The organism is Gemmatimonadota bacterium (genome assembly GCA_016714015.1).
Classification (GTDB): Bacteria; Gemmatimonadota; Gemmatimonadetes; order Gemmatimonadales; family Gemmatimonadaceae; genus Pseudogemmatithrix.
The window spans coordinates 21,042-33,956 of sequence record JADJNZ010000002.1 but is presented as its reverse complement, the minus strand read 5'-3'; the positions used below and the strand labels follow the sequence as shown (position 1 = coordinate 33,956).

Annotated in this window: 12 protein-coding genes, 2 tRNA genes, 2 pseudogenes and 1 riboswitch; of the genes and pseudogenes, 14 read left to right on the top strand and 2 right to left on the bottom strand. The window is 70.6% G+C overall.

Translation table 11 applies throughout. The annotated features are described in order from the left end of the window. The first annotated feature begins 32 nt into the window (after nucleotides 1–32). The 10 genes and pseudogenes from IPJ78_06455 to IPJ78_06410 all read left to right on the top strand — a co-directional run bounded on the left by IPJ78_06455 (nucleotide 33) and on the right by IPJ78_06410 (nucleotide 5,760). Nucleotides 33–419: a hypothetical protein gene (locus IPJ78_06455; GenBank protein MBK7906190.1), complete on the top strand. Its 387-nt coding sequence runs from the start codon at nucleotides 33–35 to the stop codon at nucleotides 417–419. Nucleotides 420–443: 24 nt separating this feature from the next. Continuing rightward, a pseudogene (locus IPJ78_06450) lies at nucleotides 444–932 on the top strand (bifunctional ADP-dependent NAD(P)H-hydrate dehydratase/NAD(P)H-hydrate epimerase). A gap of 1 nt (nucleotide 933) precedes the next feature. Beyond that, nucleotides 934–1,980 carry an NAD(P)H-hydrate dehydratase gene (locus IPJ78_06445; protein ID MBK7906189.1) on the top strand — a complete coding sequence of 349 codons (1,047 nt, stop codon included), beginning with the start codon at nucleotides 934–936 and terminating at the stop codon, nucleotides 1,978–1,980. Beyond that, nucleotides 1,977–2,399 (top strand): annotated as a pseudogene (locus IPJ78_06440) (thiamine-phosphate kinase). The gene IPJ78_06445 and the pseudogene IPJ78_06440 overlap by 4 nt, the downstream one beginning before the upstream one ends. A 1-nt stretch (nucleotide 2,400) precedes the next feature. Then, nucleotides 2,401–2,931 carry a hypothetical protein gene (locus IPJ78_06435; protein MBK7906188.1) on the top strand — a complete coding sequence of 177 codons (531 nt, stop codon included), beginning with the start codon at nucleotides 2,401–2,403 and terminating at the stop codon, nucleotides 2,929–2,931. Further along, the gene (locus tag IPJ78_06430) at nucleotides 2,932–3,588 is read left to right on the top strand and encodes a 1-acyl-sn-glycerol-3-phosphate acyltransferase (GenBank protein ID MBK7906187.1); all 657 of its coding nucleotides are present in this window, start codon (nucleotides 2,932–2,934) and stop codon (nucleotides 3,586–3,588) included. Nucleotides 3,589–3,722: 134 nt separating this feature from the next. Next, nucleotides 3,723–5,009, top strand: a complete 1,287-nt coding sequence (gene eno, locus IPJ78_06425; protein ID MBK7906186.1) for a phosphopyruvate hydratase — start codon at nucleotides 3,723–3,725, stop codon at nucleotides 5,007–5,009. Between the two features lie 14 nt (nucleotides 5,010–5,023). Then, complete coding sequence (locus IPJ78_06420) at nucleotides 5,024–5,401, top strand: septum formation initiator family protein (protein ID MBK7906185.1); 378 nt, start codon at nucleotides 5,024–5,026, stop codon at nucleotides 5,399–5,401. 102 nt (nucleotides 5,402–5,503) lie between these two features. Next, nucleotides 5,504–5,577, top strand: a tRNA-Met gene (locus IPJ78_06415). A gap of 109 nt (nucleotides 5,578–5,686) precedes the next feature. Further along, a tRNA-Met gene (locus IPJ78_06410) sits at nucleotides 5,687–5,760 on the top strand. Nucleotides 5,761–5,827: 67 nt separating this feature from the next. Here the strand turns inward: IPJ78_06410 and IPJ78_06405 are convergent. Continuing rightward, the gene (locus tag IPJ78_06405) at nucleotides 5,828–6,223 is read right to left on the bottom strand and encodes a hypothetical protein (protein MBK7906184.1); all 396 of its coding nucleotides are present in this window, start codon (nucleotides 6,221–6,223) and stop codon (nucleotides 5,828–5,830) included. Between the two features lie 587 nt (nucleotides 6,224–6,810). Between IPJ78_06405 and IPJ78_06400 the strand changes: the two genes are divergently transcribed. Together IPJ78_06400 and IPJ78_06395 are read left to right on the top strand one after the other, a co-directional pair. Next, nucleotides 6,811–7,029, top strand: coding sequence for a hypothetical protein (locus tag IPJ78_06400; protein MBK7906183.1), 219 nt, complete (start codon nucleotides 6,811–6,813; stop codon nucleotides 7,027–7,029). 121 nt (nucleotides 7,030–7,150) lie between these two features. Next, nucleotides 7,151–7,930 carry a creatininase family protein gene (locus IPJ78_06395; GenBank protein ID MBK7906182.1) on the top strand — a complete coding sequence of 260 codons (780 nt, stop codon included), beginning with the start codon at nucleotides 7,151–7,153 and terminating at the stop codon, nucleotides 7,928–7,930. Nucleotides 7,931–7,978: 48 nt separating this feature from the next. On the opposite strand, the gene IPJ78_06390 is transcribed toward IPJ78_06395, so the two are convergent. Continuing rightward, a complete protein-coding gene (locus IPJ78_06390) occupies nucleotides 7,979–10,822 on the bottom strand; it encodes an Ig-like domain-containing protein (protein MBK7906181.1) in 2,844 nt (947 codons plus the stop codon). An 84-nt stretch (nucleotides 10,823–10,906) separates the two neighbouring features. Next, nucleotides 10,907–10,994, bottom strand: a riboswitch (cyclic di-GMP riboswitch). Between the two features lie 155 nt (nucleotides 10,995–11,149). Between IPJ78_06390 and IPJ78_06385 the strand changes: the two genes are divergently transcribed. Then, a complete protein-coding gene (locus tag IPJ78_06385; protein MBK7906180.1) occupies nucleotides 11,150–11,923 on the top strand; it encodes a hypothetical protein in 774 nt (257 codons plus the stop codon). Then, the gene (locus IPJ78_06380; GenBank protein ID MBK7906179.1) at nucleotides 11,920–12,909 is read left to right on the top strand and encodes a hypothetical protein; all 990 of its coding nucleotides are present in this window, start codon (nucleotides 11,920–11,922) and stop codon (nucleotides 12,907–12,909) included. Before IPJ78_06385 ends, IPJ78_06380 begins: the two co-directional genes overlap by 4 nt. The last annotated feature ends 6 nt before the right edge of the window (nucleotides 12,910–12,915 follow it).

Genomic DNA, 12,915 nt, shown 5'->3' with positions numbered 1-12,915 from the left:
CACACCTCCCACCTCCCACCCGCAGTTCATCAATGCCCGAACTGGCTTTCCGCGATGGCGTCATGGACCGGATCAGGCTGCGCGAGGCTCGCTACGACGAGCGCGCGTACCTGTTCGTGCTCGCCGCCCTCGAGTTCTGCCAGCAACGGCTGACCGAGCGCCGGCACCTCACCGGCCGCGAGCTGGCCGAGGGATGCCGCGATCTCGCGCTGCAGCGCTACGGCGTGCTCGCGCGCACCGTGCTCGATCACTGGGGCGTCCGCGACTCGGCGGACCTCGGCGAGGTCGTTTTCACCCTCGTGGAGGTCGGCTTGCTCTCGAGCCAGCCGAACGATTCCAAGGCGGACTTCATCGGCGCCTTCGACTTCCATCAGGCGTTCGATCGCGACTACCCGTGGAACGCCACGCCGTCGGCCTGACCCGCATGCGACAGGAGTGAGGGCATGAGCGTGCGGATCACCTCGGCGGCACAATCGACGGCACGCGAAGCGGCCGCCTTCGCCGCCGGCGTGGAGTCGTACGCGCTCATGCGCGCCGCTGGCGAGACGACCGCCGCGCTGATCCTCGCACGCATCCCCGAGGTGCGCGAGCGCGGCGCGCTGGTCTTCGCCGGCACCGGGAACAACGGTGGCGATGCCTGGGTGGTCGCCGGCGCGCTCGCGCGTGCCGGTTGCCCCGTGAGCGTCGACTCCCTCGGCGACCCGCGCAGCGCCGACGCGACCCGTGCGCGCGCGGAGGCACTCGTGGCGGTCGACGACGCGGCGCGCGCCAACTGGCCGGCGGTGATCGTCGACGGGATCCTCGGCACCGGCACCACCGGAGAGGCCAAGGGAGAGTCGGCGCAGGCGATCGCGCGCCTCAACGAGCTCGGCGCCCGCGGCACGCTGGTCGTCGCGATCGACGTGCCGAGCGGGCTCGACGCCACCACCGGTGGTGGCGGCACCGGTGGTGCGCGCGACGCGCACCTGCACGTACGGCACCCTCAAGCGCGGATTGCTGATCAGGCGCGACGAGGCGGGGGCGATCCTCGTGCTCGACATCGGCCTCGCCCACCACGCCGAGCTCGCCGACGGCGCACCGCAACTCGTCGACGCCGACTGGGTGCGCGGCGCGATCCCGCCGATCCCCTCCGACGCGCACAAGGGTGTGCGTCGCCGCCTGGCGATCGTCGGTGGCGGCGACGGCATGGCCGGTGCGCCGATGCTCGCCGCCCGCGGCGCGATGCGGAGCGGCATCGGCATGGTGCAACTGCTGGTGAATCCCAACAACGTGCCCGTCGTGCAGGCGGCGCTCCCCGAGACGATGGCGGCGCGTTGGCCCGTGACCGCCGAGGATCAGGAGCGCGTGCTCGGCTGGGCGCACGTGCTCTTGATCGGTCCCGGGCTCGGCCGCACCGCGATGACGCGCGCGCTCGTCGAGCGGCTGCTCGTCGCCTGGCGCGGTCCGGTGCTGCTCGACGCCGACGCGCTCAACGTGTTCGAGGGCGAGCCGCGCACGCTCGGCTCGCTGCTCGGCGCGCGGCCGGCGATCGTGACGCCGCATCCGGTGGAGGCGGGGCGCCTCATGCGCCTTCCGGTGTCGACGGTGCTCGAGCGGCGGTTCGAGATCGGTGCCGAACTCGCGAAGACCATCGGCGCGACGGTGGTGCTCAAGGGACCGCCGACGGTGATCTCCACGCCCGACGGCCGCGTGGCGGTCTCGGCCGCCGGTGCGCCGACGCTCGGCACCGCCGGCAGCGGCGACGTGCTCTCGGGCATCGCCGCGACGTTGCTCGGTCAGACCAACGATCCCTTCGCCGCGGGGACGAGCGCCGCCTGGATCCACGGCCGCGCCGGCGAGCATGCGGCATCGGCCGGTTCGGTGCGCGGCAGTTCACTCGGCGACGTGATCACCGCGCTGCGCGACGTCTGGGCGATCGACGGCGCCGCGCTCCAGTCGCCCCTGATCGGTTCGCTTCCCGCCGTCGGGATGCAGCGATGAGCCGCCATCTCACGCTGGGGCCCGGCGCGGAGTTCGACGCGGTGCGCGGCCTGCTCGCGCAGTGGGGCACGTCGGCGATCGGCATCGGCGACGATGGTGCGGTGCTCGACGTGCCCGCAGGGTCGCGTCTCGTGGTGAGCACCGACAGCACCGTCGAAGAGGTGCACTTCCGTGCGAACTGGCTCACGCCCGAGGAGATCGGCTGGCGCGCGACGATGGCCGCGCTCTCGGACCTCGCGGCGATGGGCGCCGCGCCGCTCGGCGTGCTGCTCGCCCTCACCGTGCCGCAGCGCTGGCGCGCGTCGCTCGGCGCCCTCGCGGAAGGCATCGGCGCCGCCGCCAAGTCGCAGGGCGCGCCGATCGTCGGCGGTGACGTGACCGACGGCGACCGCCTCGCGCTCGCGATCACGGTGCTCGGGCATGGCGGGCGCCCGCTCGCGTGCGGGCGCCCGGCCCGGCGACACGCTCTACGTGACCGGCGAGCTCGGGGGACCGGGTGCCGCGCTCGAGGCGTGGCTGCACGGCCGCACCCCGACCGTCGGAGCGCGCGCGCGTTTCGCCCGACCGGAGGCACGCATCGCGGCCGGACAGTGGCTGGCCGCGCAGGGCGCGACCGCCGCGATCGACCTCAGCGACGGACTCGGCGGCGACGCCGCCCACATCGCGCATGCGAGCGGCGTGCGCTGTGTGATCGTCCTCGACGCGGTGCCGTGCGTCGCCGGCGCGACGGAGCGCGAGGCGAGCATGAGCGGCGAGGAGTATGAACTGCTCGTGGCGGCGCCGGCGCTGGACGTCCACGCCTTCGCGGCGGCGCACGGCGGACTCCGCCTCACCGCGATCGGTCGCGTGGAGTCGTTGGCCCCCGGCGCCGGTGCCGCAGTGGTGGCCGAGGAGCGCGGCGTGCCCGTCGCGTTGCCGCGCACGCATGACCACTTCGCCGAGGTGCGCTAGATGATCGCCACCCTGCGCGCCTGCCTGGTCGCGCTCAATCTCGTGATCTCGACGACCGTCTTCGGTGGCATCGTGCTGCTCTCGGCGCTCTTCCGCGTGAAGGACTCGCCGAAGTCGCCGTATGCGTGGTGCCCCAACTACTGGGGCCTGCCGCATCTCTGGGTCGGCGGCGTGGACGTCATCGAGCACGACGTGCAGCACAAGACCGGCGCGCAGCACATCTTCGTCGCGAACCACTTGGGGAACTTCGACGTCTTCGCGCTCGCGGCGAAGCTGCCCTGGATCAAGTTCGTCGCCAAGGCGGAGCTGTTCCGGGTGCCGCTGCTCGGCCCGGCGATGGCCCGTGCCGGCATGATCCCGGTGGAGCGTGCGAACCGTAAGTCGGCCTTCGCGAGCTATACCGCGGCCACCGAGCCGGATCCAGCAGGGCGCCTCGGTGGGCGTCTACCCCGAGGGCACCCGCGGAAACGCGTATCCGCTGCGGCCGTTCAAGAAGGGGCCGTTCGTGCTCGCGATCCAGACACAGGCGCCGATCGTCCCGGTGCTCGTGTACGGCGCGCTCGAGCGCCAGTACAAGGGGCAGTTCAAGGTGTATCCCGGCACCATCCACATGCATTATCTCCCGGCGATCCAGACCGCCGGACTCGACTACGATGACCGCGACGAACTGGCGCGGAAGACCTACGAGGCGATGGCCGCCTGCCTGCTCGAGAAGTACGGCATCGCCTCTCCCCCCTTCCGGGGCGCGTGAGCGCCCTATCTTTCTCCCTACATCCTTCAGCCTGAGCGACATGTCCATCATCATCGGCATCCAGGCCCGCGAGATCCTCGACTCGCGCGGCAATCCCACCGTCGAAGCCGACGTCATCCTCGAAGGCGGCACCTACGGCCGCGCGGCGGTGCCGAGCGGCGCCTCGACCGGTGAGCACGAGGCCAACGAGATGCGCGACGGCGACGCCAAGCGCTATCTCGGCAAGGGGGTGCAGAAGGCCGTCGCGAACGTCTCGAAGCTGATCGAGCCCGAGCTCATCGGCCTCGACGTGACGGAGCAGATGACGATCGACCGCGCGATGATCGCGCTCGACGGCACCAAGAACAAGTCGAAGCTCGGCGCGAACGCGATGCTCGCCGTGTCCATGGCTTCGGCGCGCGCCGCGGCCGCGAGCGTCGACCTTTCGCTGCACAAGTACCTCGGCGGCCCGATGGCCCGCACGCTCCCCGTGCCGATGATGAACATCCTCAACGGCGGCGCGCACGCGACCAACACGGTCGACTTCCAGGAGTACATGATCGTCCCGGTGGGCGCGGAGACCTTCTCCGAGGCGCTGCGCATGGGCGCCGAGGTGTTCCACGCGCTCAAGAAGGTGCTGGTCAAGCGGAAGCTCTCGACCGGCGTCGGCGACGAGGGCGGCTTCGCCCCCGACCTCAAGAGCGACGAGGAAGCGCTGCAGGTCGTGATGGAAGCGATCACCGCCGCCGGCTACGACCCGGGCACCGAGATCGCGATCGCGCTCGACTGCGCCGCGAGCGAGCTGTACGTGAAGGGGAAGTACACCTTCAAGAAGAGCGGCGCCGGCATCAAGACCGCCGAGGAGATGGTCGAGATGTACGCGAAGTGGCTCAACAAGTATCCGATCGTCTCGATCGAGGACGGCCTCGCCGAAGGCGACTGGAAGGGCTGGGGTTATCTCACCGAGAAGCTCGGCGACCGGGTGCAGCTCGTGGGCGACGACCTCTTCTGCACCAACGTCGAGCTGCTCGCCCGCGGCATCGAGGAGGAAGTGGCGAACGCGATCCTCGTGAAGCTCAACCAGATCGGCACGCTCACCGAGACGCTCGAGACCATCGAGATGGCGGGCCGCAACGGCTACCGCTCGATCATCTCGCACCGTTCGGGCGAGACCGAGGACACGTTCATCGCGGACCTCGCGGTCGCGACGAACGCGGGCCAGATCAAGACCGGCTCGGCGAGCCGCACCGACCGCGTGGCGAAGTACAACCAGCTGCTGCGGATCGAGGCGGAGCTGGGGGCGCACGCCGAGTTCCCGGGCGGCGCGATCTACGGCCTCAACGACTGAGCAGAGGAAGCGACGTGGCGGCGAAGAAGACCGGGGGAGGCGGGGCCGCGAAGCCGAGGGGCCGTCGCGCCCCCGGCGAGCCGCTGACCAACAAGCAGATCATCGGGCGCGTGGTGGTGGGCTGCTGCGCGCTCGCGATCGTGGCGTTCGCGGTGCAGGGCGGGGAGTACGGCACGATCGACCTGCTCCGCCAGCGCCGGCAGCTCGCGCGCGAGCGCGCGGCGGTGGATTCGCTGACGAAGGCCGTCGAGGCGCTCAAGTTGCAGAAGAAGGCCGTCGAGAGCGATCCAGCGACGCAGGAGCGGATCGCGCGGGAGGAGTTCGGGATGGTGAAGGGGGATAAGGAGATCCTCTACCGGTTCGTGGACCCGGCTGACTCGCCTGAACGGTGACCGGCGAAGGGAAAAAAAAAAAAAAAAAAAAAAAAAAAAGTGAAATGGGTGGCGTGACCCGCTTGTTTTTCCGGGTCCGCCGTCTATTATTCCCTTCACTGACGCGGGGTGGAGCAGCCTGGTAGCTCGTCGGGCTCATAACCCGAAGGTCGCAGGTTCAAATCCCGCCCCCGCTACTGGTTCACGAAACAGGGCATCCTTTCGGGGGTGCCCTGTTCTCGTTCCGGGAGCCGCGGGCCGGGGTTGGAACCGGTCGCGGCCTCCCTTATCTTTGGATGCTGTCAGGGCTGGGTAGCTCAGCTGGTTAGAGCACGGCACTCATAATGCCGGGGTCGCGGGTTCGAGTCCCGCCCCAGCTATCGTTGTTCAAGCGCTCGACCCCAACGGCTTGCCCGGATTCCTCCCAGGGCAAGCCGTTGACCTTTCTCAAGCCACCAATCGCGGCCTGCTCACGTCGCTCGTGGTCGGCTCCGGCACCAGCTCGCCCACCGGTTCGCGCGCATCGTCGCCAGTCGGTCTCTGCGTGCCCGCACCACCGGGCAGCTGACGCACGCGCTTCGTGGCGCGCCACGTGGCCAGCACCACCTCGTCCCCCTCGAACGCCACCCGCACCACGGCGTCGAGTCGGTCCACCGCCAGACGCCCGCGGCGCAGCTCCACCTGCAGTCCCGTGCGCGCGCCCACATGCGATCCGGTCATGGTCGCGCGCCGAGAGCAGGTCCGTTCCAACTCGTCCCGGTCGGTCCTGAACCGGGTGAGGAAGTCGGACGGCAGTCCGTGCTCGATCAGTACCGCTTCGAACACACGCGCGGCCTCGATCATCCCATCGCAGGCCTGAAGCATCTTCGTCACGCCGGGCCGGCCCCTCGGCATCCGGACCGCCACCGGCAGGCGCGCGTCCGAGTGCGGCTCGATCTGCGCGCGCGCGATCGTCAGCGATCGGTCGCATGTGCCGGTCCCGCAGGCGCGTGATCAGCTTCGCCTGAGCGCGCACTTCGCCACGGTCGAGCGCTCTCCCGGAGATCTGGTTTCCCGCATGCACCCAGAACCGATCGATGACTTCGTCGAGCGTTTCCCGCGCGCCGCGATAGGTCAACTCCCCGGTCGCGGGATGTGCCTCGAGGAATGCGCGCACCCGGATGAACGACTGGACCACCTGCTGCTGCTTCGCGTGCATCGTTGAACCTCCGAAGGAGAAGTGAAGGGACGGAGAACCGCTGCGATCCATGGCGTGCCTGCCTTTCGGACGGTGCGATGCGTGTCGGCGGCGGTTGACTCCGCGTCGCCGGCGGTGCGTCGCGATTCGTCGCTAGTGCGTCCGCGATCGTGCCCGGTGCGATGCGGCTCATCGGGAGTTCCTCCCGGGTGGCGGTTGGTGCGTCGGGGCTCGTCGGCGGTGCAACGAGCGTGTGCGCCGGGGCGGCCCGCTCGCCGGCGGTGCGTCGCCGCTGGCGAGCGGTGCAGCGGGCGTCGACGCTGGTGCGTCGCGGCTCGTCGCCGGTGCATGGCGGTTCGTCGCCGGTGCGTCGGCGTTCACCAGTGGTGCGACGCGTGTGATCGGCGGTGCGGTGACGTGGTCGGTGTGGGCGCGTGTGGACGGTGGTGCGGCCTACTCGCCTCCCGGCTGAGCGATTTGAGATCCCCTACTAGTACATCTCGCGAAGGGGCAGTCGGGAATGCCGGATTGGCGGGTCAAAATAGCGCGCCCTTGGCTTCCGACTTGGCGGCCCAAGTGACGTACTTTTGGGCATGTCGACACCCCGCCCCTGGATCCTCGCCGAGCAGACCTTTCCCGCGGTCCGCAGCGCCGGCTACGAGGTCGCCCTGCTGCCGTGGGGTGCGACCGAGGCGCACAACCTGCACCTCCCGTACGGCACCGACACCATCCAGTGCGATGCGCTCGCGGCGGAGTCCGCGCGGCTCGCATGGGAGCGCGGGGCGCGAGTGGCGGTGCTCCCGACGGTGCCCTTCGGCGTGAACACGACGCAGCTCGACATCCCGTTCACGCTCAACATGAATCCGAGCACGCAGCTCGCATTGCTCGGCGATCTCGTCTCCGCGCTGGCGGGGCAGGGCGTGCGCAAGCTCGTGATCTTCAACGGGCACGGCGGCAACGACTTCAAGCCGCTCATCCGCGAGCTGCAGCCGCGCACACCGGTCTTCCTGAGCGCGCTCAACTGGTGGCAGGTGGTCGACGGCCGCGCCTACTTCGCGGACCTCGGCGATCACGCCGGAGAGCTGGAGACGAGCGTGATGCAGCAGGTCGCGCCGGCGCTCGTGCGGCCGCTCGCGGAAGCCGGCGACGGCCACGCGAACGCATGGCGGATCGCGGCCTTCCGCGAAGGCTGGGCCTGGGCACCGCGCCCGTGGACGCGCGTCACGGCGGATACGGGCATCGGCGATCCGCGCGCCGCGACGCGCGAGAAGGGCGAGGCCTATTCGGCCGCGGTCTGCGAACGCATCGCGGGCTTCCTCGTGGAGCTCGCGGCGACGGAGCTCGCGGACCTTATCGAGAAGCCGACGCGCTGAGCCGACGCGTCTGGCGCGTAGCGCGCACGCGCGGACCGCGATGCGCGCTCACGTCAGGAAGCGCACCAACCGGCTCACCACGAGGCCCAACAGCAGCAGTCCGATCAGGACGATCGCAAGATCGGGCGCGTTCGTGAATCTCGTGCCCGTCTCCTCCGGCGGCTTCGGCCCGCGCTTGCTCCGCCGCAGCTTCGTCGCCCCGAGCAGGCCGACGAAGAGCAACGCCGAGAGCACCACCGCCCCGATGACGGGGGACCGCGCGAAGAGATCGATCGGATCCATGGACGAAGCTACCACCGCTGCATGCACGACGGCCTGCCCGGGAGATTCCCGGGCAGGCCGTCGCGGTTCGAGGATCGTTCGAAATCCCGCGCGCTCACGCGCCCGGGCATCAGCGCGGGGCGTCGAGACCCGAAGGACCGACATCCAGCGGTTGGCGTCCACGGCCGCGCCATGCTCATAACGGATGGTACGGACGTCTCCCTCGACCAGGTGATTCCCGTTGTTCGATCCGTCGTCATAGGCCATCGACATCGAGCCCGCCGGGAAAGTGAGGTTCGTGCGTTCCACCGCCAGTACGCCATCGATCCACAGCCGCATGATGCCGTTGCCGGTGCCGGTGTCCTTCTTGAGATACCACTCCACCTTCACCCACGCGCCGTACACCAGATCGATGTTCGACTGCACCAGCGGCGTGGACTGCTGGTACACGCCCCATTTGCCCTGCGCCTGACCGTCATCGAGGTTCAGGAAGTAGCGACCGCCGCCGGAGAAGGTCACGAACATCTGCTTGTTGCCGCCCGACGATGTAGACATCGGATAGTCGTGTCCGAACTGAACCTCGGCTGCGAAGAAGATCTCGTCGGTGCCGCTGGGAAGGTTGAGCTGCATGCGGCCCGGGTCGTAGCCTCCGGCGACGCCGGCCGCATAGAAGCTCCGGATCACCGCCGCGCCGCCGATGCGCGGCGTGCCAGCGTAGCCGGTGGTGACTCGGGTCTTCGAGCCCCATTGGTTCGGATTGCCGTCATCGTACCAGCCGTTCGCGTCAAGGCCGGCGGCGTTGCGCCACTCGCCCAGCGTCGCGAAGCCGGCCGGCTCGTTCGTGAAGCCGCTCGTCGCCGCCGGCGCGGTGACGGTGAGCGCCGCGTCTCCGGCGATCCCGTTCACCGTCGCGCGGATCGTCGTACTGCCGACCGCGAGCGCGCTTGCGACGCCAGCGGCCGAGACCGACGCCACGGCGCCGTTCGTCGATGACCAGGTCACGGTGCGCCCGGCGATCGCGTTGCCTGCCGCGTCGCGCGGCGTCGCGGTGAACGTGAGGGTCGCACCGGTGGAGAGCGTGCGAGTGTTCGGTGCCACGTCCACCGAGGCGACGGTGATGACCGGTGCCGTGACCGTCAGTGCGGCGTTGCCGACGATGCCCTCGACGGTGGCACGGATGGTGGCGCTGCCCGCGGCGACGGCCGTGGCGACGCCGGCAGCCGAGACGGTGGCGACGGCGGTGTTGGTCGAAGTCCAGGTCACGCTGCGGCCGGTCAATGCGTTCCCGGCCGCGTCGCGCGGGGTCGCCGCGAAGGTCTGTGTGGCGCCCGATACGATCGACGCGCTACCCGGGGTCACGGCGACGGAGGCGACGGCGACGACCGGCGCGCTCACCGTGAGGGTCGCGTTGCCGCTGATGCCGCCGATGGTCGCGCGGACCGTCGTGGTCCCCGCGGAGACGGCCGTGGCGACCCCCGCCGCTGAGATCGTGGCGACGCCGGTGCTGGTGGAACTCCAGGTGATGGTCTGACCCCCGATCACGTTGCCGCCGGCATCACGCGCGGTGGCGGTGAAGGTCGCGGTGGCGCCCGTGAGGATGGAGGCGGTCCCGGGTGCGACGGCGACGGATGCAACGACGGGGACGGCGACGGTCGTCGTGCCCGACGCCGTGTTGGAGACCGCGCCGTAGACGGCGTCGGTCCCGATCGTGCCGCGGTACGCCATCACCTGGAAACGGTATCCCGTGCCCGGGGTGAGGCCGCGGATCGTGCAGCTCACCACCGCACCGGCGGAGGCGGCGCTGACCGGCGTGACGCAGGTGCCGCGCGCCACGTTGCTCGCGGTCGCCCACGCGATCGGCGGCAGCGCATAGCGCACGACGTAGCGCGCGCCGCCGCCGATCCCGTTGCCGGCATCGGTGAAGCGGAGCGTCGCCGTCGTGTCGTTCACGGCGGTCACGGCCAGGTCGCTCACCGTACCGGGTGCGGCGACGGGAACGGCCTGCACCGTGACGGAGGCCACGCCGAGGATCCCCTCGCTGGCGGCGGTGACGGTGGCGCTGCCGGAACTCACGGCGGTGACCCGACCCGCGGCGTCGACGGAAGCGACGGCGGCATTGCCGGAGGACCAAGTGACCGTGCGCCCCGAGAGGACCGAGTCGGTGGAGCTGAGCGTCGCCGCCGCGAGCGAGGCCTGCTGCCCCACCTGCAGACTCACCGACGACGGCGAGATGCGGACGGCGGCGACCGGGATCGGCGTGCTCGTGACGAGGGAGCGCGCGGACTTGCCGCGCACGGAGGCGCGGATCTCGACGGTCCCGGTATTGACGAGTTGCACGGCGCCGGCAGTGTCGACGGTCGCGACGGTCGCGTCGGAGCTCGACCAGGTGATCGACTGGCCCGACATCACGTTGCCTTGATTGTCGCGGACGTCGGCGCTCAGCCGCACCGAGCGGCCGACCGGCAGCGACACGGATTCGGGGAGCACCCGCACGTCGGTCACCTCGGGCAGGACCGGCTCCTCCGAGGCGGCGACGACGTCGGTCGTCGAGCAGGCGGCCAGTGCGGCGACGAGCACCACCGCCCATCGGCCGGCCGCGAGTCGCTTGGTGAGCTTCGAGATGTAGACCATGGAGCCAACTCCTCAGCAGGTGGGGATCCGCATCGGCCGACACAAGCGAAGAACCGCCAGCTTGGACCGATCGTGCGGTCGTTGGCTGGCGGCTCGGCTGGCATGGCGGAAGACCCGCTGTAGCTCCGTGGCTCTGCGTCGCCGTCTTTCGACGGGTTTGCTCTGAGCAGCGTATGGACTCAAGTCTCGGCAGGTCCCGAGGAAGCTTGAGGCATGTCCTTACGCACCGAAGCTCACCGGGAGACGGCACGTCATGCAACGCGACCGTCACATCCTGCGATGGGGGCTCCGCGTCACGCCGTGACGGTCCCGGCGCTAGCATGCGGGATGCGTCGCACCGTCGTGCTCCTCGCCTGTCTCGGCGCCGCCGCCTGCGCCGACACCGGTCCGGCCGCCCGCTCCCGCCGCGCCGAACGTGACCAGCTCGTCCGCGAGGTGGCCGGCTATCGCGGCCTCGAGTCGATCGCGCGCGACGGGATGCTCGCCGGTGACCGCGAGGTGCTCGTGAGCGTGAGCGACACGCTCATCCGCGCGCTGCTCGACGCCTCCTTCCCGGTCACGGCGCCGCTCTCGCGCGGCGTGACGGTCACGCTCACCGGCGCGACGGTCACGTTCCGCGGCAACGTGGCGCGAGTGGATCTTGCTGGGGAGCTGCGACGGGCGCGGTTCCCGGCGGTCGCCGCGGCGGTCGCGTTGCGCGGCGCGATCGACGGCTTCGCCGTCGACTCCGGCCGCGTCCTGCGCGCCCGGATGTCCATCGACGACGCAACGGTGGGCACGCCGAGCGGGGTGCCGGGCGTGCTCGACCCGATCGCGATCACGCTGCTCCAACGGATCGTCGAGCGTGGACTGCCGACGCTCGCCGCGATGCTCCCCGCCGTCGCGATCCCGGTGCGGCTCGATCGGGAGATGACGCTGCCCGCGTTCGGCGGGGACGCGGCGCTCTCCGTCGGCGCGGTGCAGGCGCCGCTCGCGGTGTCGGCGTCGCGCGTGATCGCGTTCCAGGGCCGGCTCTGGTTCATCCTGACGGTGGAGCGCGGCCTGTTCGCGCCGGTCGGCGCAAGCGCCGACTCGGCCACAGCCGCAGGCGGTCCGCCATGAGGCGACGGTGGGTCTGGATCCCGGCGAGCGTGATCGCCGGAGTGGCCGTCCTGCTGCTCCTCAGCGCCGGACCGGAGCAGTCGCCGGCGTCGGTCGAACGCGAGATCGCTCGCCTCACGCACGAGCGCGACTCCCTGCGCACGTTGGTCTGGGCAGAGGCCGAGGCGAGCCCGCTCTTCGCGCGCCGACCGGCGGGCGATGTGCTCGTGGGACTGCCCACGCCGTTCGTCGACGCGCTGGTTCAGGACATCGTGACCGGCTGGTTCGATGACGTCGAGATCACGCTGCGCGGGCTGCGCTTCCACAAGGCGGGCGACGTGCGCGCGCGGCTCGGTGCGCTCGGGCGTCGGCGCATCGGGAGCTACGACATGGACATCGCGTTCGAGGAGATCCGCGGCCGGCTCACCGCCTCCGCGCCGGCGCTGAACTTCGGTGGCGACCTGATCAAGGTCGCGCTGCCTGTGCAGGTCACCGGCGGGAGCGTGCAGGCGACGATTGCGATCGACTGGGATTCCAAGGGGCTCGCGAACGCCGTGTGCGGCGACCTCGCGGCGAAGCAACCGGTGCGCGGCACGGTGCGGCCCTCGCGCCACATCGCCATCGGGGAACTGCACCTGAGTGCGCGCGACGGTGCCGTTCTCGTGGACCCGGAGTTCCCGGCACTCGCCATCCGGGTGTTCGCCGACCCATCCGAAGCGTCGGTCGCGACGCTCGACAGCTTGCTTGCCACCAAGGGCGGCCTCTGCGGGATCGCGGTGGAGAAGGTGCGCGTGAGCGACCTGCTCGTCGCGCGGGTGGAGCGCGGCTTCCTCGTGCGGATCCCGCAGAAATTCTTCCGCCCGGTGCGACTGCCGATCGTGTTGGAGCGCACGGTGCCGAGCGGGGGGCGCGAGCTCAAGCTGGAGGTGAGTCCGCGCGATCTCGTGGTGACGCCGGCTGCCGTCTGGCTCGCGGCCGATGTGCGGATCGCGCCGCCGCCACCCTGAAGCCGG

Excerpts from the sequence above, each read along its gene's own strand:
- IPJ78_06455 (MBK7906190.1), top strand. The coding sequence starts at position 33 with ATGCCCGAACTGGCTTTCCGCGATGGCGTCATGGACCGGATCAGGCTG.
- IPJ78_06435 (MBK7906188.1), top strand. The coding sequence starts at position 2,401 with ATGGCGGGCGCCCGCTCGCGTGCGGGCGCCCGGCCCGGCGACACGCTC.
- IPJ78_06430 (MBK7906187.1), top strand. The coding sequence starts at position 2,932 with ATGATCGCCACCCTGCGCGCCTGCCTGGTCGCGCTCAATCTCGTGATC.
- eno (MBK7906186.1), top strand. The coding sequence starts at position 3,723 with ATGTCCATCATCATCGGCATCCAGGCCCGCGAGATCCTCGACTCGCGC.
- IPJ78_06405 (MBK7906184.1), bottom strand. The coding sequence starts at position 6,223 with ATGATCGAGGCCGCGCGTGTGTTCGAAGCGGTACTGATCGAGCACGGA.
- IPJ78_06395 (MBK7906182.1), top strand. The coding sequence starts at position 7,151 with ATGTCGACACCCCGCCCCTGGATCCTCGCCGAGCAGACCTTTCCCGCG.
- IPJ78_06390 (MBK7906181.1), bottom strand. The coding sequence starts at position 10,822 with ATGGTCTACATCTCGAAGCTCACCAAGCGACTCGCGGCCGGCCGATGG.
- IPJ78_06385 (MBK7906180.1), top strand. The coding sequence starts at position 11,150 with ATGCGTCGCACCGTCGTGCTCCTCGCCTGTCTCGGCGCCGCCGCCTGC.
- IPJ78_06380 (MBK7906179.1), top strand. The coding sequence starts at position 11,920 with ATGAGGCGACGGTGGGTCTGGATCCCGGCGAGCGTGATCGCCGGAGTG.